The following is a 25,908-nucleotide window of genomic DNA, read 5'->3' on the forward strand; positions in this document are numbered from 1 at the left end:
ATCATAAGTATAAAAGATATGAAAAAAGTCACGCTGGTTATGCTCGCCCTGACGGCCGTCATGCAGCTCCCCGCACAGGAACAGGGGCGGACGCTGTCGCTGGAAGAGGCACTCGAAATGACGCTTTCGGACAATCCGGCCATTCGGGCCGCCGAGTTCAACCGCCGCGCCGCACAACAGGAGCGCCGCGCTGCCATCGGTCTGCGTATGCCGCAGATCGGCATCACGGGCAGTTACGCCTATCTGGGTAAGGACATCGAAATCGATCTCAACAATATGAAGACGCCGGTGCAGAATCTCGCGGGACAGATTCTCCAAAGCGGCATGATCCCGTCGGACTACATCCCCTCCATTTCGCAAATGTTGAGCGGAGCGATGGCGGCCAGCTGGGCACTGCCGCTGCAAGACCGCAGCCTGGGATTCGTCGGCGGCGACGTGACGGTTCCGCTGTGGATGGGCGGCAAGATCAACGCCGCCAACCGTGCGGCGCGGATCAACGAACAGACGGCCCGATCGCAGGGAATCCAGCAGCGCAATGCACTGGTATCGGAACTCGTCGAACGCTACTACGGGCTGGCGCTCGCGCGGCAGGTCGTCGTCGTACGGCAGCAGGTGGTGGACGGCGTGCGCAAGCACCTCGAAGACGCCGCAGCTCTCGAAGCACAGGGCATGATCTCTCGCAGCGAAAAGCTCTACGTCGAATTCAAGATGTCGGAGGCCGAACGCGACCTGCAAAACGCGCAGTCGCAGGTCGAGACGATCGCCGCCGCGCTGAACAGCACCATAGGCCAGACAGACGACTACCAGCCCGTCACGGCGATGTTCATACTCGAACGCATCGAACCGCTCGACCATTTCCGGACACTGGCCGCCGAACGCAACCCGCTGCTCGATCAGGTCGACCAGAAACGCCGGTTGGCCTACGAAGGGGTACGCGCGCAGCGTTCGTCGTTCCTGCCGCAGGTGGTGGCCATGGGCGGCATGTCGTTTTACGACTATCAGGTATCCAAGGTGCTGCCGCGCTGGGCGGTCGGCGTCGGCGTGAACTTCAAGCTCTTCGACGGCCTGAACCGCGAATACAAATATTCGGCGGCCAAACAGACCGTACGGCGTGTCGAAGCGTTGCAGGACAAAGCCGGAAACGACATTTCGGTGCTCGTCGAGAAGCTCTACAACCAGATGGAGAACTACCGCACGCAGATGGCCTCGATCGAGGCTTCGCTCGCCTTCGCCGAGGAGTATCTCAAAACCAAGAACGCGGCGTTTCTGGAAGGGATGAGTTCGTCGACCGACCTGATCGACGCCGAACTGAATCTGGCCAAGGTAAAGACCGAGCGCATCGAAGCCGCCTATCGCTACGACGTGTCGTTGGCGCAACTGCTCGAAGCCGCCGGCATCAGCGACGAATTCACCGCCTACATGCGCCGGCAGGACGCCCGCCGCATCACATTCGAGAAATAGTAAAAACGAAAGAGATATGAAGAAGAAAAACATCATCGCTGTCCTCGTCGCCGTCGTCGTCATCATCGCGGCAGTCCTATTGGTGAGCCGTTATTTGAAGGCCAGGACGCCGATCCTCCTTCAAGGCACGACGGAATGTACGACCTACAAGGCTTCGTCGAAAATCGCCGGCCGCATCGTCGACATGAAGGTCGAGGAGGGGCAGCGCGTCGAGCGTGGCGAACTGTTATACACGCTCTCCACGCCCGAACTGGACGCCAAACTGCAACAGGCCGAAGCGGTGCGGAGCGCAGCGTCGGCAATCGACCAGAAAGTGCTCTCCGGCGCCCGCGTGCAGCAGATCGAAGCGGCGCTCAACATGTGGCAGCAGGCGCAGGCCGGACGCGAACTGGCCCAAAAGACCTTCGACCGCGTGAAAGCGCTCTACGAACAAGGGGTCGTGCCGGCGCAGAAATTCGACGAGGCGCAGGCGCAGTACAACGCCATGACCGCGACCGCCTCGGCCGCCAAGGCGCAGTACGACCTGGCGGTCGACGGCGCCTCGAAGGAGGAGAAAGCCGCCGCCGCGGCACAGGTGCGGCAGGCCGCAGGCGTCGTATCGGAGGTGGAGAGCTACCTGAGCGACGCGATGGTCTATTCGCCCGTTACGGGCGAAATCTCGACGATCATCGCCGAGCAGGGCGAGCTGGTGGGCAGCGGTTATCCCGTGGTCGCCATCCTCGACATGAGCGACATGTGGGTGACGTTCAACATCAAGGAGACGCTGATGCCAAAGATCCGAATGGGCAAGCGCCTGCGCGGCTATGTGCCCGCACTCGACCGCGATGTCGACTTCCACATCACCTACATCGCTCCGCAGGCCGATTTCGCCACATGGGCCGCGACGCGCACGCAGGGCGGATTCGACATCCGTACCTTCGCCGTCAAGGCCAAGCCGCTGGGCGCCGAAGAGGGGATGCGCCCCGGCATGAGCGTTCTGGTCGACTGGGACGCAATCGAGTAGCCGATCGGAGCCATGCGCAACTACTTCAAAGAAACCGATCAGGTCGTGCGGCGCGAACTGCGGCGCATCGTCCGTCAGCCCATGTACTGGGTGCTGATGGTGGTGCTTCCCGTCGTGTCGTTCGCCTTCTTCGCCGTCATCTTCGAGCGGGGCGTGGCGCGCAACATCCCGATCGCCGTACTCGACGAAGACCACACGACGCTGTCGCGCAAGGTGACGCAGATGATCGACGACACGCCGACGGCGATGGTCTCCTACGAGGTGCAGAGCATGGAGGAGGCCCAGCGGCTCATGCGCGAAGGACGTATCTCGGCCATCGTCCACATTCCGGCGTTTTTCGAGAAGAACATCCTCAGCAACAGCCAGACCCATATCGAATGTTCGGTGAGCGGCACGAACATCACCGTCAACGGACTGCTGTCGAAAGACCTGCAAACGGCCGTCACGACCTTTCAGGCAGGCGTGCAGCTGCAACTGCTCATGAAGCAGGGGTTGACCGAGAAACAGGCGATGGCGCAGATCATGCCCGTGCGTTTCGTCAAGCACGTACTGTTCAATCCCTACATCAATTACAGCTATTACCTCTCGCCGAGCTTCATGCCCATGATGCTGATGATCTTCGCCATGCTCGTCACGATCTTCGCCATCGGTACCGAACTCAAAGCGGGCACGGCGCGCGAGTGGCTCGACACGGCGGGCGGGTCGGTCTTTGCAGCGCTTGTCGGAAAGATGCTGCCGCTCGTAGTCATGATGCTGCTCATGACGCTGACGATGTTCCTGATCCTGTTCAAAATCGTAGGGGTACCGCTCAACGGCAGCCTCACGGCCCTGCTCTTCGGCTGCATGCTGTTCGTGCTGGCCTACATGGCCATCGGCGTACTGATCGTCACGCTGCTGAGCAACCTGCGCCTGTCGCTCTCGATCGGCGGCGGTTATTCGGTGCTGGCCTTCACCTTTTCGGGACTTACCTTTCCGATGATGGCGATGTACCCGTGGGTGCAGGCGTTCAGCAAGATCTTCCCCTTTACGTTCTATACCGACATCTTCATCGATCAGGCGCTTCGCGGTGCACCGGTCGTCGATTCGCTGTGGGACATGGGGTATATCGCACTCTTCATCGTACTGCCGATGCTCTGCCTGCCGCGCCTGCGCAAGATCTGTTCCGATGAAAAATACTGGGGGAGGATGTAACGATGGGACGAATCAAAGAGATACTGCAAGCCTACCGAACCGAACTGGCTTCGGTCATCCGCAACGAATACAAGGCGGTCTTCACCGACGGCGGCGTACTGCTGGTCATGGTGCTGGCCATCTTCATCTACTCGACGCTCTATGCGTCGGCCTATGCTCCCGAAGTGCTGCGCAACGTCCCGATCGGCGTGATCGACGAGAGCCAGACCCCGTCGAGCCGCGAACTGATCCGCACCTTCGACGCCGGCCCCAATACCTACGTGGCCTACGAGCCGAGCGGCATGGAGGAGGCCGAAGAGCTCTTCTTCGCTCGCAAGATCTACGGCGTGGTCTACATTCCGCAGGACTACGAGAAGCAACTGCTGGGCGGTTCGTCGGCCGCCGTATCGCTCTATGTCGACGCCAGCTACTTCCTCATGTACCGTCAGGTGTTCCAAGAGCTCGTGACGGGCATCGGACAGACGGGGGCCATGGTACAGTTCCAGCGGCTCATCGCCAAAGGCGCCGACATCCCGCAGGCGACGGCCGCGACGCAGCCGGTCATCTACCAGTCGCACAACCTTTTCATTCCCTATCTGGGCTACGGATCGTTCATCATGCCCGCGATCATCATCGTCATCATCCAGCAGACGCTCCTGATCGGCATCGGCATGATCGGCGGCACATGGCGCGAATTCGGACTCTACCGGAAACTGATCCCCGCCAACTGCAAGCGCATGTACACGCTTCCGATCGTGCTGGGAAAGGCGTTGGTCTACATCTCGATCTACGCCGTCACGCTGCTCTACATCATGACGGTGTATTACAAACTGTTCCACTATCCCTCCAACGGCTCGACGGAGGCCGTCGTCGGACTGCTCGTGCCCTATCTGCTGGCCTGCATCATGCTGGGTATCGCCATTTCGACGCTGTTCCGCTACCGCGAACAGTCGCTGCTGCTGCTTTTCTGGACATCGATTCCCATCCTGCTGCTCAGCGGCGCTTCGTTCCCGCGCGAAGCCATCCCCGAATGGCTCTACACGCTGGGGCAGGTCTTCCCGAGCAGCAGCGGCGTCAACGCCTTCATCCGGATCCGGACGATGGGCGCTTCGCTGCGGGACGTGATGCCCGAACTGAGGATTCTGTGGGCGCAGGTCTTCGTCTACGGAGGGTTGGCCTGCATCGGCATCCACGTGATCCTGACACGCCAGAAGCAGGACGAAGGCGGGCAATAAAACCTCGCCGAAAAATCGACGAACCCCTGCCGCGAACCGCAGCAGGGGTTTCCGTGTTCGGGAGCGAACTTTTCAACCGACGTTCCGGATCAAAACATCGGGCCTCTGCCGCCCGGAGGAGGCCCCATAGGCGGACGGCCGACACCCCTGCGGTTTCCGCCCAGCGCCCCCATGCCGTCGTAATCCTTGATGTCCTTGGAACCGCGCTTGCCGAAATTGCGCAGGTTGTAGACGAACTGCACGGTATAGTAGCGTCCGATCACGCTGTTGATCGAATTCTGGGTATATCCCGAACCGGTCGTGCGCGAGAAGGCCGTATTCTGGTCGAACAGGTCGTTGACGCCGAACATCACCTCGCCCCGACGGTTGCGGAAGACCTTCTTGCCCAGATAGACGTTGCACAGCACGTAGGAGTTGTCGTAATCGTTCGTGAAGCCGATATTCTGCTGGTAGGAAACATTCCCCGTGAAGGTGAAGCTTTTCAGGAAGACGAACTTCATCGCCGCGGTCGCCACATGGTTGAAATAGCGGTTCTTGTTATCGGAATCATTGACGACCAACGAGTTTTTCGCGATGTTGTAGGCACCGTGCCACGAAAGGGTGAAATCGACGTTCTCGGAGATGTTGCTGCCCAGCACGGCGCGGAAATCGTAGCTCAGACGGCTGGCGTCGTTGCGCTCGCCGCCGACGATTTCGCCGTTGTTCAGATAGACGCTTCCGTCGGTCGCCTTGCGCGCCACCAGCGTCGGCGTAAGCGTGTAGTTGACGCCCGCCATCACATTGAGGTTGCTTTTCAGGAACGAGACGGGCAATCCGTAGCTCAGATGCGTGCGCAGGTTCCAATAGCCGTCCATGTTGGTATAGGTGGAATAGGTGTGCGGATTGTAGGTTTCGGTCACGGGATCGCCGCCGCCGTCGACTTCGCCGGTCGGAACCTCCACCTCCACGTCGTAGGCCATGCTCGACGTGATGTAGTTCGACGTATTCTGCATCGAGAACATCCACATGAACGTACGTCCCTTCTCGACGTTGGAGTTCACGTAATGGAACCGCACGTTGTTCGAGTAGGAGGGACGCAGATGGGGGTTACCTTTCGAGATGCTCTGCGCATTGGAGATATCGTAGACGTTCTGCAACTCGCCGATACCGGGATTGTCGGTCGAGGAGTTGATGAACAGCCGGATCGAATTCTCCTTGTTGATGTTGAGCTGTCCCATCAGGAAATAGGTCAGGTTGTTGAATCCGTGCGACGTCTTCGCATCGTCGCCCGCCCCCATGACCTTCGTCGCCGAGAGCACCTCGCCCGTCAGCTGGGCGCGCTGGTAGGAGACATTGGCCACGAAACGGTTCTTGCCCTTCACGATACGGAAACCCGGCCCGATGCGATGCGTCAGATAGCCCGTGTTGGACGATTGCGACAGGCTCGGATCGGGTTCGACGCCAGCCGTTTCGAACCGGTCGTCCGGCGTCACGTAGACCTTCTTGTCGCTCTCCTGATAGTTATAGGCCACACGGTATTGCAGGCTCAGCTGCGCATACTGCGAAACCGGTTCGGTATAGGTCACGTCGCCGCGCAGGTTGTAGCTGAACGACGGCGAATGCGCACGCTGGTAGCGCAGCAGCAGGGTATCCGTAGGAACGACGATCAGATCGGGATCGATACCCCGCGCCTGGTTCGAATAGCTGTCCGTATCTCCTCTGTTGTTCCGATAGCGCACGCTGCCGTCGAGCGTCAGCGTGCGGCCGTCCTTGCCCAGCTTCGTGCGATAGGAGAGGTACTGGTTCAGATTGACTCCCGTGCGGTCGCCGTCGCTGAAATTGTCCACCACGCGCAGACCGCTCTCTCCCCACTGGTGGCCATAAGTCGTGCTGTAAGGATCGTAGCTCTGGAAACTGAGCCCCGTGCGCGACATGAGTGACTGGTTCTCCGAAATACGCCATTCGAGACGGGCATTGAGGCGGTGGTTGCCGTTCGTATTGTTCGAATAGCCGTCCGTATGCAGCGTATCGATCGGCGACGGAGTTTCGTACCACTTGTCTATCGTCGAGTAGTTCTTGGTCGTCGTACGGTTGAAGAAATAACTGGCCTGCAACGTCACCTTGTCCTGCCGGCCGGTCTTTCCCCAACTGTCGGAGTAGTTGACGCCGAACGAGTTGACCGACGCCACGCCGCTCTGAGGCCGCACCATCAGCGCCCCCACGCCGCCGCGGCCGCCCGAACCTCCCGACACGCCCAGAATGTCCTCGAACGAAAAATTCTGCTGGTTGACGTTGTTGAACAACCCGATCACCGACACGCGGCTCGACCCGTGGAACAGATTGACGTTGCCGCCCACGTTGTACTTGTGGTTCGACGTCGTTCCTTCGGTTTCGGGCTGGTAGCCGTAACCGGCATAGAGCTTGCCGAACTGGCCCTGACGCATGTTGGGTTTCGTGACGATATTGATCGCCTTGTACCCCTCGCCGTCGTCCATACCCGAAAATTCGGCCGCATCGCTCAACTTGTCGTAGACCTCGACCTTGTCGACCGCCTGTGCGGGCAGCGACTTGATCGCCGAAGTTACGTCCTCGCCGAAGAACTCCTTGCCGTCGACGAAGACCTTCTTCACGGTCTCGCCCTGTGCCTCGACCTCGCCGTCGGTAATGGTGATGCCGGGCATCTTCTTGAGCAGCCCTTCGACATCGGCGTCGGCCGTCACCTTGAAGGCTCCGGCATTGTAGCTCACCGTATCGCCCTTCTGCGACGTACGCATCGACTTCACCTCCTTGACCACGGCCTCGATCTCGGTCGACGAAGGCGCCAGCTCGAGCGTGCCGAGCGACTTTTTGGCGACCGACAGTTTCAGCTCCTTTTCAAGCGTTTCGTAGCCCAGAAACGAAACGGAAACCTTGTAGGTGCCGTAGGGAACCGTCGCCTCGACGCGCCCCTTGTACCCAGTCGTGAAGTAACGTTTCTGCGCCGCAGGATCCGCCGGCGCAAACTCCACGACGGCACCCGGCACGCCCTCGCGCGTCGAGGCGTCGATCACGGTCGCCGCCACGCTACCCGACTGGGCATAAATTTCCATCGCGGTGAACAATGTCACAAACAGTAAAATCGTTCGTCTCATCTTCTCTTTTATCTTTCTCCCGGGATCGTTCCGATCGCCGATCGGCAAATCTTCGCGAAGATAGCCAAAATCCGGCAAACCGCCGCGAATACCCCATCTATATTTGTCCGCTCCGGCGTCCGAAACACACGGACCGGCCTTCCAAAAAACAGGGTGTCAAGAGACTTGACACCCCTTTCACCAAATCAATTCTGAAGCCCTATTAAAATGTGAAGTGGTTTATCGAACGACGGTAGGACGCCGGATGCGCCCCGTCCGTTGCGCCGCACGCCGCGGCGAAGATGATGCACAGGGTCCGCCGACCGCTGCTTCTCCCATTGTTGACGGTGTACGTCGTTTAACACACGCTTCATAGCCGACCTCTCGGCGACAGCCACTTTTTCCAACCTTCTACGACGTACGTCGGCGGCCCTGCGCTTCATCCGAATCGTTTCCTTCCGACGAGCCCGTCCGGCCGCAACTCCGCCGCAGCGGCATCTCCTTCCGTCCATCGGACAGGAGGCCCCTCCGGCCGCAAGAGACGGCATCAGTCCCCGAAACGCTATGTCGGCAATCGATCTCATCGTCGGATTTATACGAAACAAAGATAACGCCCCGAACGGCTTTCCGGTGCCGAAAGCGGGGTCAACGGGCAAAATCGGCGGGTGAACCGACTAATCGGCAGGGTGAACCGACGTAAGCCAACGCTTGAATTCGGGAACCCGGGCCTTGGAGATGACGATCCGTTCGGGTGTTTCGACGCTCAGACGCAACGCCAGCCGGCTGCCGAACCAGACCGCGATCTCGGCGACGGCCTGCCGCGCGACGATGAACTGGCGGTTGGCACGGAAGAAATCGCTCGCCGGCAACAACGTCTGCAACGTTTCGAGCGGCTTGTCGAGCGGATACTTCTCACCGTCGAGCGTACAGGCCGTCACCCGCTCGTCGCTCGTGTAACAATAGGCGATCCGCTCGCGTTGCAGAGGAATGAACTTGTCGCGCACGCGCACCAGGAAAACCTGCTGTCGCTCGTTGGCACGCTCCGCCAGCCGTTCGACCCGCTCGCTGTAACGGCTGCGTTCCAATCCCGAAAGCCGCCGCAACTTCTCCAGCGCACGGCGCACCTCTTCCTCCTTGATCGGTTTGAGCAGGTAGTCGATGCTGTCGACCTTGAAGGCTTCGAGCGCATAGCGGTCGTAGGCGGTCGTGAAAATGACGGGAGCCGTGAGCGAAACCCGTTCGAAAATCCGAAACGCCTCGCCGTCGGCCAGATGAATATCCATAAGCACAAGATCGGGCTGCGGATGCGTCCCGAACCACTCGACGCTCTCCTCGACCCCTTCGAGCACCGCCGTGATCTCCACGGCCGGCGCCACACGGTGCAGGATCGACTGCAAGTTGACCGCAGCGGCGGTTTCGTCCTCGATGATTACGGCTTTCATTTCGTGCGGGGTTTCAGAAGCGACATGCAGACCGAGAAGATCTCCTCGCTGCGGTCGATGCGGATGCCGTGGCCCGTGATGAGCTGCCAACGGCTGTCGAGGTTGTGCAGGCCGATTCCCGTACAAGGTTCGGCGTCGAGCTTCGGCAAGAGGGGATTCGACACGACCAGCTGGCCGTTTTCGACGCGGATCGAAACACGCAGCGGGCGGCGTTTGGTTATGGCGTTGTGCTTGACGGCATTCGACAGCAGCTCCTGCAACGTCAGCACGGGCAGTCGGTAATCCAAGTATTTCGGGGCGACATCGACATCGAAAAAGAGCTTGTCGGCATAGCGTATCTTGAACAGGTATCCGTAGGCTTCGGCGAAACGCAACTCCTCCGCGAGCGTCGTCAGCATGTTCTGGCCGTTGCGGATGATATAGCGAAACGAGAAGGAGAGCTGGTCGATGTAGGTGAGTGCCTTCTGTTCGTCGCCCTCGCGCACGAGCATCGCCAGCGAATTGAGCGAATTGAAGAAGAAGTGGGGGTTGATCTGGCTCACCAGCATGTTGTAGCGCGTCGTGAGGTTCTCGCTTTTGAGTTGTTCGTTCTCGACCTCCATCGCCTGACGCTGACGAAGCAACCGGCTGATCTGCCCGTACAGGAGTACGACGACCAGCGTGAACGAACACTTCATGATCAGGTTATAGTCGAGCCAGCTGCCGCTGAGCGCCAATATCGTCAGCTCGTGCGTCCGCCAACGCACGACAGGGGCGATGAAATAGAGCCCGACGGCAAGCCCCGCACACAGCAGACCGCGTTTGAAAAATCCCGACATCGGCCGCACGCGGTCGCCCAGCCGCAGGAGCGAAAGCAGCAGGAAAGCCAGCACGAAGAAATAGAAGAGCTGCAACGCGAAGATCACCCCCTCCTGCGGACGTTCGAAGATCACTCCGTAATCGAACGGCTCGCCGTTGCGTTCCAGCACTTGTCCCAGCACGAGCCGTCCGCCCGAACGGTGCGATTCGAGCGCGTCGGCCAACAGATGGTCGCCCGACCGCAACCGCAGGAAGCGCGCCGAATTGCGGGGGATATAGACGCTGTCGCGCGCCGGTGCGACCTCCGCGAGTCCCGTAGCGGCGGCATCGCCGTCCGAAAGCCTCTCCGGCGAAACGTAAAGCAGATAGCCGTGCCCGTCGGGCGAAATCCACACGTCGCCTTCGACGCGGACAATCTCCCGATCCGTCCGCAGCTCCCGGCTGAAAGGCGGATGCCGATCGTCGCTCTTTTCGACCACGAGCAACAGCACGTAGGAGAAATTGACCACCAGTGAAATGGCCACGGCGATCAACAGGTTGACGACGATTCCGCTGTATTTCGACGGTCGGGACATTCGCTATCGGACAGCTATTTGCCCTCCTCGTACCACGAGGCGTACATACGGTAGTCGCGGGCGATGCGCAGGATGATCTCTTCGCGTTGTTCGGGCGTAATCTCCTTGACCTTGCGGGCCGGGACGCCGGCATAGACCGAATCGGGTTCGAGTTTCGCGCCCGACAACACCAGCGCGCCTGCGGCCACGATGCAGCCCGACGCCACGACGGCGTTGTCGAGCACCGTGGCCCCCATGCCGATCAAGCAGTTGTCCTCGATGATCGCACCGTGGATCGTGGCGTTGTGACCGATCGACACGTCGTTGCCGATATGCGTCTGCGAAGGGTGGGGCGCGCCGTCGTAGAGCGTATGGATCACCGTCCCGTCCTGGATGTTGGTCCGGTCGCCGACGGTGATCGAATTGACGTCGCCGCGCAGGACGGTGTTGAACCAGATCGAACTGTCGCGGCCGACGGTCACGTCGCCGATCAGCACGGCCGTTTCGGCCACGAACGTCCCTTCGCCCACACGAGGCGTATGCCCCCGTACCTCTTTTATATATGCCATATCGATTCCTCCTTTTCGTACTGCGGATGCGGAAACGCCCCGCACCCTCTATCTTGCAAAAATAGGAACTCCGCACGAGAATTCCAACTCTTCGGGCGGCGAAGCGGTGAAAAAACTTTCGGCCTGAATCCGTCACGCAGCTCCGCGCGGTTCGCCGCCGGCGGCAGACACAGCACGAGCCGCAGCGGATCGCAGTCCGCCGCATGGGAAGGGGGGGGGTACACGAAGCAGGGACACCCTTACGCAAAATGCGAATAAATTTGCTTTTGCGCCCGACTTTTCCTATCTTTGCGCGTCGCAATTCCGCAAGGGAGCGCGGCGATGGAATGTGGAAAGATTTGACTGATTGCAAACCACAATAAAAAATCGCTAAAACAGCTTCGTTTTTTATTCCCAACAGCCAATTTTTCCCGTTTCGATACGTTTAACTCAGCGAACGATCTTCCGCCCACAACGGAAGACTCGAAAGGGTTGTCCGATCGAAGGACCGGCCTGCATGTGACAGGCCACGGAGTGAGTCCGGCAAGTCCCGCGTCGAGGCCCTCGACAATTGACAAATCTTGCCGGACTCACACGTTAAATTGTATTGAAAATGGGTTATCTATTCACGTCGGAATCGGTGTCGGAAGGACACCCCGACAAAATCTCGGATCAGATTTCGGACGCCATCCTGGACGAATTCCTGCGTCACGACGCAAGCGCCAAGGTCGCCTGCGAAACGCTCTGCACGACGGGACTCGTCGTCGTGGCGGGCGAAGTGCGCTCGGAAGCCTACGTCGACGTACAGGGCGTGGCGCGCCGGGTCATCAACCGCATCGGCTACACCCGCAGCGAATACCAGTTCGACGGCAATTCGTGCGGCGTGCTCTCGGCCATCCACGAACAGTCGCCCGACATCAACCAGGGCGTCGTACGCGCCGCCGAAGAGGAGCAGGGCGCGGGCGACCAGGGCATCATGTTCGGTTACGCCTGCAACGAGACGCGCGAGTACATGCCCGCGACGCTCATCCTCTCGCACGTCATCCTCAAGGAGCTGGCCGTCATTCGCCGCGAAGGCGAAACGATGACCTATCTGCGCCCCGACTCAAAATCGCAGGTGACGATCGAATACGACGAAGCGACGGGCCGTCCCCTGCGCGTACATACGATCGTCGTCTCGACACAGCACGACGACTTCATCGCCGCCGGCAACGGCATCGACGAAAAGGAGGCCGAGCGGCGGATGCAGGAGCGCATCCGCGAGGACGTGCGCACGATTCTCATTCCGCGCGTCAAGGCACGTCTCGAACGCGCCGGCGACAAACTGGCGTCGCTCATCGGCGACGACTACATCCTGCATGTGAACCCTACGGGCAAATTCGTCATCGGCGGCCCCCATGGCGACACGGGCCTCACGGGACGGAAGATCATCGTCGACACCTACGGCGGCCGCGGTGCCCACGGCGGCGGTGCCTTCTCGGGCAAGGACTCCTCGAAAGTGGACCGTTCGGCAGCCTACGCCGCCCGCCACATCGCCAAAAACATGGTGGCTGCGGGCATAGCCGACGAGGTACTCGTCGAACTTTCGTACGCGATCGGCATTGCCCGGCCGTTGTCGGTCTATGTCGACACCTACCGGTCGAAGCGTCCCGCAGCGATCGACGGCATGACCGACGGCGAGATCGCACGCCGCATCGAGCGGTTGTTCGACCTGCGTCCGGCGGCGATCGTCAAACGGTTCGGCCTGACGAACCCGATCTTCGAGGCGACGGCCTCCTACGGCCACTTCGGCAATCGTCCGTATACCCGCACCGAAAAGCTTTGGCGCGACGGACACGAAGTCGAACGGGAGATCGAGTATTTCGGCTGGGAGAAACTCGACGCCGTAGAACTGATCCGCAAGGAGTTCGGACTTTGACCCTGCGCCGCAGAAGGCGTAAAAACGGGACGATGGCTTTGCGGCCGTCGTCCCGTTTTCCATTTCGTACGAATGATTCCGACAAACCTTGCAGAGTAGCATGAAAACAGGGTGCATGGTACCATTCTTGCGGCGAAACGACGAACCTTAAACAAGCAACGACATGAGAAAAATCAAGCTGCCGACCGACCGCACCGTTTTCTCCACGGACAACAACGGCTATGCCGGCAACGAACGCGACGAGACACTGGTCGACCAAAATCTGTGGGACTCCGAAATCGCTGCGGACGACCGCATCCCCGACGGAATCGGCGAAATCGGCGAAGACGACCGTCCCGTCTACGACGAGGAGGGGTATACGCACGCACCGGGGGAGTGACGCCCCCCGAAAGCAGACGCCGGAAACCGTTCCCGCACCACGGCGTCGGCCGCATCGCCACACTAAGCGGCGCCTTTTCCAGAACATCCCGCACGGACGCGGACAATCCCGCCCCTCCCGGCAGAGGCCCCGTCCTGTATATCCCATGCGCGTTTTTTCAACCGGCGATAAAATATTTCACGGCAAGGCACGTTAGTATGTCAGAATTTGGAAACGAAGGAATTTGCCCATGATAGAATTCGCCTAAAAGTTTAACGTAATTTTCAGAAGCGATGAAAAAGACTCTTTTATTTTTAGGAATGATTGCAGTTTCGGCCGTCACGAGCGGCGTAACGGTGTGGACGGTAGACCGCTCGCACACCGACAAAATCGAATATATCGAACGCGAGGTCGAACGTACGCCCGCCCTCGGTTCGCACTTTACGGCCTACGAAGCCGATAAATATCCCGATCTGACCTATGCGGCCGAGAATGCGGTCAAAGCGGTCGTGAACATCGAAGCGATCCAGCAGGTCGACGTCTCGTCGGGCTACGGCGGAGGCGCCTACGACCCCTTCTTCGAATTCTTCGGCATTCCGCAGGGCTACGGCCGCCGCGGCGGCCAGCCGCAGACGCAGGAGCGCCGTGCCGGCGGTTCGGGCGTCATCATCTCCGACGACGGATATATCGTGACGAACAACCACGTGATCGAAGACGCCACGAAGCTGCGCGTGAAGCTCAACGACGGCCGCAAGTTCGACGCCAAGGTGATCGGCACCGACCCCACGACGGACGTGGCGCTCATCAAGGTCGAGGGCAAGGATCTCCCGACCATCCCGTTCGGCAACTCCGAGGGGCTGCGGCTGGGCGAGTGGGTGCTGGCGATCGGCTCGCCGTTCGACTTGCAATCGACCATCACGGCAGGGATCGTGAGCGCCAAGGCGCGTCAGCTCGACGTGATTCCCGACCAGTTCCGCATCGAGTCGTTCATCCAGACCGACGCGGCGGTCAATCCGGGCAATTCGGGCGGCGCACTGGTCAACACGCGCGGTGAGCTGGTGGGCATCAACACGCTCATCAAATCGCAGACGGGAAGCTACATCGGCTATTCGTTCGCCATTCCCGAATCGATCGTCAAGAAGGTCGTCGTCGACCTGAAAGAGTACGGCGTCGTGCAGCGGGCCCTGCTGGGCATCTCCTATCGCTATATCGATCAGGACTTTATCGACCAGATGGGCAAAGAGACCGGCATCAAGGAGTTGGGCGGCGTCTACGTTGCGACCGTCTCGGAGGACGGTGCGGCTTCGGCGGCAGGCATCCGCAAGGGTGACGTGATCGTAGCCATCGACGGCGTAAAAATCGACAATGCCTCGGCCGTACAGGAGCAAATCGCGAAGCACCGCCCCAACGATAAGGTAAAAATTACGGTAAAAAGAGACGGGGCAGTGAAACTTTTTGATGTGACCCTGCGTAATAAGGCTGGTAAAACGGAGTTAATCACCCGCGAAGCGGTCGATGTGACCGCCGCTCTGGGAGGCAAGTTCCGCGATGCCGGCACGAAGCTCTGCCAGGAGTTGGAGATCAAGGGCGGCGTGCAGGTTGTAGGCATCAAATCGAACGGAATTCTGGCCAGGGCGCGAGTGAAAGAGGGTTTCGTCATCACGCACATCAACGATCGTCCCGTCTACTCGCTCAGCGACATGGAGCGCATGAGCGACAAGATAACGTCGATCGACGGTATCTATCCCAACGGCCGTGCGGCCAGCTACATGCTGGTCGAATAATCCGAAGAGGCCGAACCGTCCGCGCACGCCGTGCGCGAACGACCGCCTCGCAGGAAGATTCGGTTACACGCCTGTCGGGATTTCGGGAAAAGAGAGAGAGTGAGTGAAGAGAGGGTCCCGGAAACCCGACGGGTTTTCCATAACGACGATTTGCCGGGGAGGAGTACGAGGCTTCTCCCCGCGTCGTGTGAAACGGAAGAACGAATTAGTATTATTAGGTTTAGTTAGAGTATGCGTCAATTAAAAATTACAAAATCCATCACCAACCGCGAGAGCGCCTCGCTCGACAAATATTTGCAGGAGATCGGCAAGGAGGAGCTCATCACGGTGGAGGAAGAGGTGGAACTGGCCCAACGAATCCGCAAAGGCGATCAGGAAGCGCTCGAAAAGCTGACCAAGGCCAACCTGCGTTTCGTGGTCTCGGTAGCCAAGCAGTACCAGAACCAGGGACTCAGCCTGCCCGACCTGATCAACGAAGGGAACCTCGGCCTGATCAAGGCCGCCGAGAAGTTCGACGAGACGCGCGGTTTCAAATTCATCTCCTACGCCGTGTGGTGGATTCGCCAGTCGATCCTTCAAGCGTTGGCCGAACAGTCGCGTATCGTGCGTCTGCCGCTCAATCAGGTCGGATCGCTCAACAAGATCAACAAGGCGTTCGCCCGTTTCGAGCAGGAGCACGAACGCACGCCGTCGCCCGAAGAACTGGCCACGGAACTGGATCTGCCGCGCGAGAAGGTGACCGACACGCTGCGTGTGGCGGGCCGCCACGTTTCGGTCGACGCGCCGTTCGCCGACGGCGAGGACAACTCGCTGCTCGACGTGCTGGTCAATCCCGACTCGCCCAACGCCGACCGCGGACTGATCAGCGAATCACTCTCGACCGAAGTCGATCGGGCGTTGGAGACGCTCACCGAGCGCGAACGCGACATCATCAAATATTTCTTCGGCATCGGCTGTTCGGAAATGACGCTCGAAGAGATCGGCGAGAAGTTCGACCTCACGCGCGAACGCGTCCGCCAGATCAAGGAAAAGGCCATCCGCCGTCTGCGCCACTCGTCGCGCAGCAAACTGTTGAAATCCTATCTGGGATAACTTCCCGTACAGCGGTTGCCCGCATGAAAGACCTGCGGCTGCAAGATTCGATCTTGCAGCCGCAGGTCTTTTCCGGCCGAAGGATCCCGCCCGATCCTTCGGTCCTCGCCGTGCGACTATTTCTTTTCGCGGCGAACCTTCGGCGCCTCGCCGCATTCGGGTCGGCACTCCGGCCCTTTCGCGTGCGCTTTCTTCCCGACCCGCGGAGCGTGACCGCGTCCCAGACGACTCTGCATCTGCGACCAGCGCATGAACTGCTCGGTGGAAAGGATCGATTTCATCGCCTCGGCCTCCTTCATTTTGGCCGCACGCGCCTGCTCGCGCAGCGCTTCATCCGCTTGCAGCCGTTCGAGCATAGCCTCATAGGCCTGTTCGGCCTGCTTTTCGGTCAGTTTCAACTGTGCGGTCATCCGGTCGGTCGCCTTGCGTGCCAGCTGTTCGGTCGTCGGACGCTCCCGGGGAGGCGCCACCGACTTGTTCTCCTGCGCGAACGCACTCGTCCCCGCCATCAGCAAAAGGGCCATGACGGCCGTCATCATCTTTTTCATCGTCGTAAATAGTTAAAATTATACATCGCTCCGACCGGAGCCGAATCCGGTCTGCGGAACATTCCGATAGCAAAGATAGGACGAAGCCGCACGATACGGACCGCGGGGCGGCCCAAACGGCAAAACTGCGGGATCAACCGCCTCCGAGGCGGGGCGAACCGGCCGCCGATCGCTCCGGCGCGGACGGACGGCCGCAAAAAAGCGGCGGGAATCCGTTGCTGGATTCCCGCCGAAACGACGACGCGCCTCTTCGTTCACTTGACGACGGGCGACTGCACCGTCACGAAGGGGCAGCCGTTGCCTTCGCAGGTCGAGACGACGCGGATCGCACGGATCGGCTTCGACGGCCGGCGAATCGTCAGCCCGCCTTTCTCCAACTCGCCGACGCGCTCGAACGTCTCGCCGTCGGCACTCGATTCGACGTATCCCGTCGTGAAGGTGAAACGGGGCAGTTGCAGGTTGCCCGTACGCACCGCCAGTTCGCGGCACGCGAGCGGCTCGGCGAAATCGTAACGGATCCAGTCGCCCTTCCGGCAAGTGCGCGCCGTGCGGGCGATACCGCGGTACTCCTCGGCACGTGCGTAGGGGAACTGCTTGCTCTCACCCATCGACGTGGTGATCTTCACAGCAGGTTTCAGCGTGCGGTAATAGGCCGGTGCGCCCACCTCCGGACTGCGGCCGCTGCGGTAGCTGCTGCGGAAAAGGTAAAGTTCGGGACGCTCCGTCCGAATCGGACCGGTGTAAGGCTGCGGCTGCGCGCCGTCGACGGTGAAGGTCAGTTGCGAATCGTCGTCGACAGCAGCGGTCAACACGCCGCCCTTGTAGCTCACACGGGGCGGCATCAGGCGGAAGCGAATGCCCTGCGCCCCCATGCGATCGTAGTGCGACCGCAGACGGCGGTAAAACTCCGTCCACTCGCGCACCCCTTCGCTCCAACCCAGTTCGGCCAACGCGCAGGCGCGCGGAAAGGTCATGTAGTCGAGATAATCGGGTGTTTCGGGATTGTGCGAAACGTACAGTTCGCTGAAAAAGGCCCCTTCGACACCCAGTACGTTGGCCTCCTGCGCCGGCGTGAATCCGCAGCGGGCGAAATCGAACGAATAGGTCTTGCGCACGTCGAAAATCGCCGCCCAGTCGTGCCCGTCCTCATGGGGCGACTGGCGCATGTCGAAATAGAAATACTGGCCGGGCATCACCACCGTACGGTAGCCCGCCGTCGTGGCATCGAGGCAAGCCTTGACGCTCTCCCAGCCGTGGACACGGGTGCTGCGGGCCAGCTCCCCGCCCTCGATCGCCTCGTTCCACACGGCGGGACGCTTGCCGTTGGCTTCGAGAATGCGGGTCAGCCTTCCCAGAAAGTACTGTTCCAGCGCATGTCCGTCGGCCATTCCCTCGCGCGCCATGAGTGCCCGACAGTTCGGACACTTCTCCCATTGGCTCATGTCGACCTCGTCGCCGCCGATATGGAGGTACTCCGACGGGAAGAGCGCCGCCAGCTCGCCCAGAATATCGGCCAGCAGCCGGTAGTTCTCCTCGCGCGAAGCGCACCACACCGAGCGGTAGTCGTAACCGGCCGTCGGACGCAGGTCGGGGGTATAGTCGCAGAGAATCTCGGGATGCACGCGCGCGAAGTTGCGGCTGTGCCCCGGCAGGTCGAGCTCGGGGATGATCTCCACGTTGCGCACGGCGGCATAACGGATCAGGTCGCGCATCTCGTCCTGCGTATAGAACCCGCCGTATTTCTCGTCCCATTTGCCGTAGACGGGCATCACGGGCGAATCGCCGCCGCGCCAGGCCCCGATCTCGGTGAGTTCGGGATGCGACTTGATCTCCAACCGCCACCCTTCGTCATTCGACAAGAGCAAATGCAGCTTGTTGATTTTCAAGTGAGAGAGCAGGTCGATATGGCGCTTCACGCGATCGGCGTCCATCCACGTGCGAACCACGTCGAGCATCATGCCGCGGTAATGGAAGCGCGGCGCATCCTCAATGCGACAGGCGTCGACGGTCAGCGGCAGGGTGGCCTGCCCCGTATAAACCTCCGGCGGCAAGAGTTGCAGCAGGGTTTGGAGGCCGTTGAAAACGCCTCCGTAGTCGGCCCCGACGACCTGCACCCCTTGGGGCGTCACGGTCAGCCGATAGGATTCGTCGTCCATCGTCCCGTCGAGCGAGAGCCGCAGCGCAGCCCCCGCCGTCCAGGTGCGGTCGTCGAGCCGCTGCAAGGGAATGTAGTCGGCGATGTACTCCGCCAGCGGTTCCAGACCCGAAGCATAGACGACGGGAATACCCGTCGTAAACACGAATTGCCCGTCGAGACGGGTCGCCTCCTGCGGCCGCGGAATCAACGTCCCGGGCGCCGAACGGACGGTCGCGCTCAGCGTCAACGCCGCAAGCAGGATAAAGAGTGGTCGTAATTTCATTCTGTCAAGGATTAGTGAACTCGTTTCGTTTTTCCGCTCCACGCCACGACGTCGAGCCGGACGATCTCGGTACGTGCGAACGACGCTTCGGCATACCGCAGCCCCGTCGTCTTATGGGCAGGGGAGTACTTCTCCAACAGCAGTTCCAGCGCCCTCATGCGCTCCCCGGGCGGCAGGCCGCGGCGGGCGCGGCAGTCGAGCACGATGCTCTCGTAAGCCGTCGTGAACTGCGCCGGACACACCTCCGTAGCCCCCACGACGCAGAACGACACCCTGTCACGGCGGTCGATGCAGCGGAGCTTGCGCCCGTCGGGCGCACAATGGACGTAGAGCGAGTCGTCGCCGTCCCACACGTAGTTGACGGGGATTCCGTAAGCGCCATCGCCATCGACGAGCGACAGGACACCGAACCGGCTGCCCGCGAGCAGTTCGCGGGCACGCGCTTCGTCGAGCAGTCGGTCCTGTCGCCGGACGGCGGAGTTGTCGTAAGGCATCGTTCGCATCTTTCGGTTGACAAAGATAACCTTTTCCCGGGAAAAAATGCAAAATCGCCCCACGCTTTCACCCGGTATTCCGACAGACGGGCCGGCCACAGCGGGAAGGGCGGCCGCGGCATCCGGTCAGGAGGACTACCAGACGTTCCGGTGAATCCTATCTGCCGTCCTGATCTCTTTCTGCCTGCACACGTGTGCATTTTCAGCGGCATAACCGACAGCGAGGAAACAGGTGAATTCGTATTCCTCGGGAGCGCCTACGAGCCGTTTCACATGTTCCGGCTCGTTGCCGATGGGAATCCGGAACGCGCACGACAGCCCCTCAGCCGTCGCCGCCAGCAGGATATTTTCGACCGCCGCCCACGCCGAGGCGAAATAGTTGAGCGAACTTTGATCCGTCGGCCTGCACAGCGGGCAATCCTTCTGCCGGAAAAACGGCAGTACGAGGCAGTCGCTCTCGATGAGCATCCGCCGCTGTTTGGGCAAAGCATCGACGAACATGGCGCGTTCGTCCTCATCCATCGCTTCGGCCGCCTCCAACCCTGCTTGCTGGATATTTCGGGTATTTTCCGTTACCGGCGCTACGAGCCGTGCGATGTTCTCCCTCCCGCGCACGACAATGAACTCGAACTGCCGCAAATGGTCGTTGGTCGGAGCCTTGAAAGCCGCCGACAGAATTTTTTCCAGCACTTCGTCCGTGACGATTTTATCGGAAAAGTCACGAATGGTTCTTCTTCTCTCCAATACCTCATAAAATTCCATGACAACAAATATTTTTAAGTTCCGACTTTTGTTTACGGATACAAAGTTACGCCCGTCTATTGTTGTCGATTTGTGCATTCGTTTCATATATTTGTCATATATTTGCAATCAGGCAAATCAGAGTTTTCATGGAAGACACGGCCATTCCCTACGAATTACCCGAAGCGGAAAACCACTCGTTCTTCTTCATAGACCAGCGAGTCGAAACCCGTACCGAAGCAAAATTGCATCGACACGATGCATGGGAGTTGTATTACGTCGTTCACGGATACGGCAGCCGGACGGCGGGCGACACATGCCAGCCCTTTACGGCCGGCGACGTAGCGTTGATACCTCCGTCCATGCTTCACCGGTGGGAGTATGCGCCCGAGTCGGCGGATACCGACGGGCGGATCCGCTATCTGATGGCTGCGTTCGACCACTCGCTGGTGAAGCGGTGTATGGAGGCGTTTCCCGAAGTACGGAACCGGTTGGCCGGCATCCCTTTCCCGACCGATGCGTTGAAATTCGGGCCGGAAAGCTCCCGCATCATCCGCAAACTGCTATCCGAGATGACCGGCATGGACGAATTGGAGCGCCTGAGCGCGATGCTCCGCCTGCTGCCGACCGTTTTCACGTCGCCGGATCACACGTTCGCCGGTCGGCCGATGCGCATCGAGCGGGACGTGAGGCGGATGCAGCAGATCGCGGCATACGTCATGGCGCACTATGTCCACGCCATCTCCTTGAAGGAGATCGCTGCGGAAGTGGGAATGAACCGTTCGGCGTTCTGTTCGTATTTCAAACGGTGCAAGGGAATGACCTTTTCGCAGTTCGTCACGCAATACCGTTTGAACACGGCTTGCGAACTGCTGAAACATTCGCAGAAGCAAGTGTCGGAGATCTGCTACCTGGTCGGGTTCAACGACGTTCCGCATTTCAACCGCATGTTCAAAAAGGCCAAACGCATGTCTCCCAAAGCGTACAGGAACGCAGAATCGATAAAAAGCCCTTGACTGTCCTGTTTTCCGGTGAAAAACCCTACCTTTGCATTCGAAAACGATTATTGCCAATGGAACAGGACAAACGTGCCGCGGCAACGCTGCGACTGTTGAAGATCATGGACGAATTGCGCGCAAAGTGCCCGTGGGACCGCAAGCAGACCTTCGAGACGCTGCGCGGCAACACGATCGAGGAGACCTACGAACTGGCCGACGCCATTCTCGACCGCAACATGGAGGGCATCCGCGAGGAGCTGGGCGACCTGATGCTGCATATCGTCTTCTACTCGAAACTGGGCGCCGAAGCCGGAGCGTTCGACTATGCGGATGTGGTCGACGGCCTGTGCGACAAGCTGATCTACCGTCATCCGCACGTCTACGGCGACATCCACGCCGGCACGCCCGACGACGTGAAACGCAACTGGGAGGCGCTCAAACTTCGCAAGAAAAACCGTCGCAGCGGTACGCTGGGTGGAGTTCCCGTCAGTCTGCCGGCGATGGTCAAGGCGCTGCGCATCGGCGAAAAGGCCGCCGGTGCGGGATTCGACTGGGAGCGACGCGAAGATGTCTGGGCGAAAGTCCGCGAAGAGACGGCGGAAGTCGAGACCGAAATGCGCCGCGGCGATCACGAAGCGATGGAAGGGGAGTTCGGCGACCTCTTCTTCGCGCTGGTCAACGCCTGCCGGCTCTACGGAGTCGATCCCGAAGCCGCACTCGAACGCACCAACCGCAAGTTCATCCGCCGCTTCACCGCGATGGAGGAAGCCGCCGCCGGACAGGGGCGTATGCTCTCCGATCTGACGCCCGACGAACAGGAAGCGCTCTGGCAGAAAGCCAAGCAGGAGGAGCGGTAAAAGCGACCCGTTTCCGTTCTCCCGAACGGATGCTCCGATACGAAAAATCGGTGCGGGAATTCTTCTTCCCGCACCGATTTTTCGCTCCGCCCGGCACTACCGCACGACGGCACCGGCCTGCCGTTCGAACTGCGCCTGCAAGTTGTTCATCACCCGCTCGATGGCCTTGTCGGTCAACGTTTGGCTCTTGTCCTCCAACACGAAACTCAACGCATAGGATTTCTTGCCTTCGGGCAACTTGTCGCCTTCGTAGACATCGAACAGCGAGACGCTTTTCAGCAACTTGCGCTCCGTGGCCAGTGCAATGGCGCGCAACTGCGCGAAGGTCACCTGCCGGTCGACCAGCAGCGCCAGGTCGCGCTTCACCTCCGGGAATTTCGACAACTCCTCGAAAGCGATGCGGTGCTTGCGCGTGGATTTCACGAGCGCATCGAAATTCATCTCCAAATAGTAGACCTCCTGTTTAAGGTCGAACGCACGGCGGATCCGCGGCGCCACGACACCCATTTGCAACAGCTCCCTGCCGTTGCCCGCCGACAGCGAAATGCCGTCGCCGAAGAGGTCGCTTTGCAGCGGCTCGCATTTCAGGGCGTAAATATCCAGCCCGAAGCGGCGCAGCAACTTCTCCGCCACGGCGCGCAACGTGAAGAACGACGACGCCTGCGGTTTGGCGTTCCACGACTGCGGCACGGCGGCACCCGTCACGGCGATCGCCAGCCGGTACTGTTCGGAGTAGGCCGAAAGCGGCTTTTCCGCATCGCGTGCCGCCTCGTCGTAGAAATAGCAATTGCCGAATTCGTAGAGTCTGAGGTTGCCGTTGCGCCGGTTGGCGTTGAGCTGCACGGCCTCCATCGTATTGAACAGCAACGTCTGCCGCATCACGTTCAGGTCGGCGCTCAACGGATTGAGAATCCGCACGCAACGGGCGGCGGGGTAGGAGGTCAGCCCTTCGTAATAGGACTCTTTGGTGAGCGAATTGGACATGATCTCGGTGAAACCGCCCGCCGTCAGGTAGTCGGCCGCAAGATTCATCAGCCGGTTGCGGTCGGGCTTCGCAGCATAGGAGAGCGTCGAGCGCACCTGTACCGGGATTTCGACGTTATTGTATCCGTAGATACGCAGCACCTCCTCCACCAGATCGGCTTCGCGCTGCACGTCCACGCGGTAGGGCGGCACCGCCACACGCCACACGCCCTCGCGCTCGCGCTCGCCGAGAATCTTCACGTCGAGCGCATCGAGGATCGTGCGGTAGGTCTGTTCGGAAAGCTCCTTTCCGATCAGGGCATTCGACCGCGCGGGCGAGAAGTCGAAGACGAAATCGGCGGGTTCGCCGGCACTCACCTCGACGATGTCGCTCGAAATCCGGCCGCCGGCCAGCTCCTTGAAGAGCAACGCCGCACGTTTGAGGGCATAGACCTGCAAACGCGGGTCGACGCCGCGCTCGAACCGCCACGACGAATCGGTATTCAGTCCGTGCCGCTTGGCGGTCTTGCGCACCCACACGGGATTGAAATAGGCGCTTTCGAGGAAGATGTCGGTCGTATCGTCGCCGACACCCGACGCCAGCCCGCCGAAGACGCCGCCGATGCACATCGGACGTTCGGCCGAACAGATCATCAGGTCGCGGTCGCTCAGTTTGCGCTCCACGCCGTCGAGCGTCACGAACGGCGTTCCCTCGGCGCAGGTTTTCACGACGATCCTCCGCCCCTCGATCTTACGGGCGTCGAAGGCGTGCAGCGGCTGGCCGAGCTCGAAGAGAACGTAGTTGGTGATGTCCACCAGATTGTTTTTGGGATGAATGCCCGCCGCACGCAGCGCGTTCTGCATCCAGTCGGGCGAAGGGCCGATCTTGCAGCCGGTGATCGTCACTCCCGTGTAACGGGGTGCGGCCTCGGCATTTTCGACCGTGACGCCGATCTCCAACGCATGATCGTCGACCGCGAACGCCGACACGTCGGGCCACAACACCCGTGCCTCCGCATCGCCCTTAGCGCGCAGATAGGCCGCCAGATCGCGCGCCACGCCGATATGCGAAGCTGCATCGACGCGGTTGGGCGTCAGACCGACGCCGATCAGGTAGTCGTCCTCGATATGCAGATACTCCTTGGCCGGCATCCCGACCGGCGCATCGGCGGGCAGCTCCATGATACCGTCGTGCGACGCGCCGATCCCCAGCTCGTCCTCGGCGCAGAGCATTCCGAGCGACTCCACGCCGCGGATCTTGCTGCGCTTGATCTTGAACGCCTCGTCGCCTCCTTCGGGGTAGAGCACGGCACCCACCGTTGCGCAGAGCACTTTGAGTCCCTTGCGGCAGTTGGGGGCGCCGCAGACGATCCGCAAGGGCTCCGGAGCGCCCACGTCGACCGTCGTTACGTGCAGATGATCCGAATCGGGATGCTTCTCGCAGGAGAGCACTTCGCCCACGACGACGCCTTGCAGGCCGCCGCGCACGGTCTCGATCTTCTCGAACGACTCCACCTCCAGACCGATGTCCGTGAGGATAGTCGCCATCGCCTCGGCCGACAGGTCGGCGGCGATGTACTTTTTCAGCCAGTTGTAAGAGATATTCATATCGTTTCGAATTTTCTTTCCGATGAAATATAACGGACAAAAATACGAAAAAAATCGGCGAAAACGCTCGGCACGGCCAGAAAAATCGACTGCAAGCAATTCATTCTCTACCGCAGTTTCAAGTTTCCGATTTTTTTCTTATCTTCAACCAACAAAAACGAAAATCATGTATCGCATCCCCCGCATCGACTGCAACGTCGCATGTCCCGCATCGCTCGAAGAGGCCTTCGCACGCACCGTGCGCGAAACGGTCGCCTGCAACAACTGGCCGGCCGATTTCCCCTATGCCCCGCAAGTCGGGTTCCGCATCTTCCACACGGGCGCCGATCTGCTGCTGCGGTTCGACGTCGCGGAACGCTGTACGGCGGCCCGCACGCTCGACGACAACGGCCCCGTATGGACCGACTCCTGCGCGGAGTTCTTTTTCCGCCCCGAAGGGAGCGACTCCTACTACAACTTCGAATGCAACTGCATCGGCACGCTGCTCGTCGGGCACCGGCGCGACCGCACGCAGGCGGAACATGCCCCCGCCGAAGTGCTGCGCACCGTGCGGCGACGCGCGACCTATCCGCACGCTCCGCTGCCGGAAACCGAAGGCGACAACCGCTGGACGCTGACGCTCGCAATCCCCGCCGCCGCACTGTTCCGCGACCGGATCGCAGGGTGGGACGGCGTGCAGGGTGCGATGAACCTCTACAAATGCGGCGACGACCTCTCGTGCCCGCATTACCTCTCATGGCGGCCGGTCGGAACGCCTGCGCCCGATTTCCACCGCCCCGAGTTCTTCGAACCGGTATTTTTCGAACCGAAAAAACAATAAACGTCCG

20 protein-coding genes are annotated in these 25,908 nt (G+C 60.3%); 11 read left to right on the forward strand and 9 right to left on the reverse strand.

The window, feature by feature from the left end; all coding sequences use genetic code 11:
- The first annotated feature begins 18 nt into the window (after positions 1 to 18).
- From FMF02_RS12115 to FMF02_RS12130, 4 genes are read left to right on the forward strand one after another with little or no spacing between them, the layout of a single operon-like run.
- Complete coding sequence (locus FMF02_RS12115) at positions 19 to 1,461, forward strand: TolC family protein (protein ID WP_229090214.1); 1,443 nt, start codon at positions 19 to 21, stop codon at positions 1,459 to 1,461.
- A gap of 16 nt (positions 1,462 to 1,477) precedes the next feature.
- Entirely contained in the window at positions 1,478 to 2,464 is a 987-nt protein-coding gene (locus tag FMF02_RS12120) for an HlyD family secretion protein (RefSeq protein ID WP_141413325.1), read from the forward strand.
- A 12-nt stretch (positions 2,465 to 2,476) separates the two neighbouring features.
- On the forward strand, positions 2,477 to 3,655 hold the full coding sequence (locus tag FMF02_RS12125; protein ID WP_141413326.1) for an ABC transporter permease: 1,179 nt from the start codon (positions 2,477 to 2,479) through the stop codon (positions 3,653 to 3,655).
- Between the two features lie 2 nt (positions 3,656 to 3,657).
- Complete coding sequence (locus FMF02_RS12130) at positions 3,658 to 4,869, forward strand: ABC transporter permease (protein ID WP_141413327.1); 1,212 nt, start codon at positions 3,658 to 3,660, stop codon at positions 4,867 to 4,869.
- 89 nt (positions 4,870 to 4,958) lie between these two features.
- Here FMF02_RS12130 and FMF02_RS12135 read toward each other — a convergent pair whose 3' ends face one another.
- The 4 genes from FMF02_RS12135 to FMF02_RS12150 form a co-directional block, all read right to left on the reverse strand.
- Positions 4,959 to 7,979, reverse strand: coding sequence for an outer membrane beta-barrel protein (locus tag FMF02_RS12135; protein ID WP_141413328.1), 3,021 nt, complete (start codon positions 7,977 to 7,979; stop codon positions 4,959 to 4,961).
- A 653-nt stretch (positions 7,980 to 8,632) separates the two neighbouring features.
- A complete protein-coding gene (locus FMF02_RS12140; RefSeq protein ID WP_141413329.1) occupies positions 8,633 to 9,400 on the reverse strand; it encodes a LytR/AlgR family response regulator transcription factor in 768 nt (255 codons plus the stop codon).
- On the reverse strand, positions 9,397 to 10,773 hold the full coding sequence (locus FMF02_RS12145; protein ID WP_141413330.1) for a sensor histidine kinase: 1,377 nt from the start codon (positions 10,771 to 10,773) through the stop codon (positions 9,397 to 9,399). The genes FMF02_RS12140 and FMF02_RS12145 overlap by 4 nt, the downstream gene beginning before the upstream one ends.
- Before the next feature lie 14 nt (positions 10,774 to 10,787).
- Positions 10,788 to 11,321: a gamma carbonic anhydrase family protein gene (locus FMF02_RS12150; RefSeq protein WP_141413331.1), complete on the reverse strand. Its 534-nt coding sequence runs from the start codon at positions 11,319 to 11,321 to the stop codon at positions 10,788 to 10,790.
- 592 nt (positions 11,322 to 11,913) lie between these two features.
- Between FMF02_RS12150 and metK the strand changes: the two genes are divergently transcribed.
- From metK to FMF02_RS12170, 4 genes are all read left to right on the forward strand, one after another.
- A complete protein-coding gene (gene metK, locus FMF02_RS12155) occupies positions 11,914 to 13,218 on the forward strand; it encodes a methionine adenosyltransferase (protein WP_141413332.1) in 1,305 nt (434 codons plus the stop codon).
- A gap of 163 nt (positions 13,219 to 13,381) precedes the next feature.
- Positions 13,382 to 13,597 (forward strand): hypothetical protein, encoded by a 216-nt coding sequence (locus FMF02_RS12160; RefSeq protein WP_019129482.1) that lies wholly within the window; start codon positions 13,382 to 13,384, stop codon positions 13,595 to 13,597.
- Between the two features lie 272 nt (positions 13,598 to 13,869).
- Entirely contained in the window at positions 13,870 to 15,360 is a 1,491-nt protein-coding gene (locus tag FMF02_RS12165) for a trypsin-like peptidase domain-containing protein (RefSeq protein ID WP_141413333.1), read from the forward strand.
- Positions 15,361 to 15,591: 231 nt separating this feature from the next.
- On the forward strand, positions 15,592 to 16,452 hold the full coding sequence (locus tag FMF02_RS12170) for a sigma-70 family RNA polymerase sigma factor (RefSeq protein ID WP_019129480.1): 861 nt from the start codon (positions 15,592 to 15,594) through the stop codon (positions 16,450 to 16,452).
- A gap of 116 nt (positions 16,453 to 16,568) precedes the next feature.
- On the opposite strand, the gene FMF02_RS12175 is transcribed toward FMF02_RS12170, so the two are convergent.
- The 4 genes from FMF02_RS12175 to FMF02_RS12190 form a co-directional block, all read right to left on the reverse strand.
- Complete coding sequence (locus FMF02_RS12175; RefSeq protein ID WP_244611578.1) at positions 16,569 to 17,000, reverse strand: DUF4890 domain-containing protein; 432 nt, start codon at positions 16,998 to 17,000, stop codon at positions 16,569 to 16,571.
- A gap of 254 nt (positions 17,001 to 17,254) precedes the next feature.
- Entirely contained in the window at positions 17,255 to 19,420 is a 2,166-nt protein-coding gene (locus FMF02_RS12180) for a beta-N-acetylhexosaminidase (RefSeq protein WP_162852321.1), read from the reverse strand.
- An 11-nt stretch (positions 19,421 to 19,431) separates the two neighbouring features.
- Complete coding sequence (locus FMF02_RS12185) at positions 19,432 to 19,914, reverse strand: pyridoxamine 5'-phosphate oxidase family protein (protein WP_141413657.1); 483 nt, start codon at positions 19,912 to 19,914, stop codon at positions 19,432 to 19,434.
- Between the two features lie 135 nt (positions 19,915 to 20,049).
- A complete protein-coding gene (locus tag FMF02_RS12190) occupies positions 20,050 to 20,676 on the reverse strand; it encodes a nitroreductase family protein (RefSeq protein WP_019129476.1) in 627 nt (208 codons plus the stop codon).
- A gap of 128 nt (positions 20,677 to 20,804) precedes the next feature.
- Here FMF02_RS12190 and FMF02_RS12195 point away from each other — a divergent pair, with 128 nt between their 5' ends.
- A complete protein-coding gene (locus FMF02_RS12195; RefSeq protein ID WP_141413334.1) occupies positions 20,805 to 21,671 on the forward strand; it encodes an AraC family transcriptional regulator in 867 nt (288 codons plus the stop codon).
- A gap of 56 nt (positions 21,672 to 21,727) precedes the next feature.
- Complete coding sequence (mazG, locus tag FMF02_RS12200; protein ID WP_141413335.1) at positions 21,728 to 22,510, forward strand: nucleoside triphosphate pyrophosphohydrolase; 783 nt, start codon at positions 21,728 to 21,730, stop codon at positions 22,508 to 22,510.
- A gap of 96 nt (positions 22,511 to 22,606) precedes the next feature.
- Here the strand turns inward: mazG and pheT are convergent, their stop codons facing one another.
- The gene (pheT, locus tag FMF02_RS12205; protein WP_141413336.1) at positions 22,607 to 25,081 is read right to left on the reverse strand and encodes a phenylalanine--tRNA ligase subunit beta; all 2,475 of its coding nucleotides are present in this window, start codon (positions 25,079 to 25,081) and stop codon (positions 22,607 to 22,609) included.
- Between the two features lie 166 nt (positions 25,082 to 25,247).
- Here pheT and FMF02_RS12210 point away from each other — a divergent pair, with 166 nt between their 5' ends.
- Positions 25,248 to 25,901: a carbohydrate-binding family 9-like protein gene (locus FMF02_RS12210; RefSeq protein WP_141413337.1), complete on the forward strand. Its 654-nt coding sequence runs from the start codon at positions 25,248 to 25,250 to the stop codon at positions 25,899 to 25,901.
- The last annotated feature ends 7 nt before the right edge of the window (positions 25,902 to 25,908 follow it).

This window comes from Alistipes communis (genome assembly GCF_006542665.1).
Lineage (GTDB): Bacteria > Bacteroidota > Bacteroidia > Bacteroidales > Rikenellaceae > Alistipes > Alistipes communis.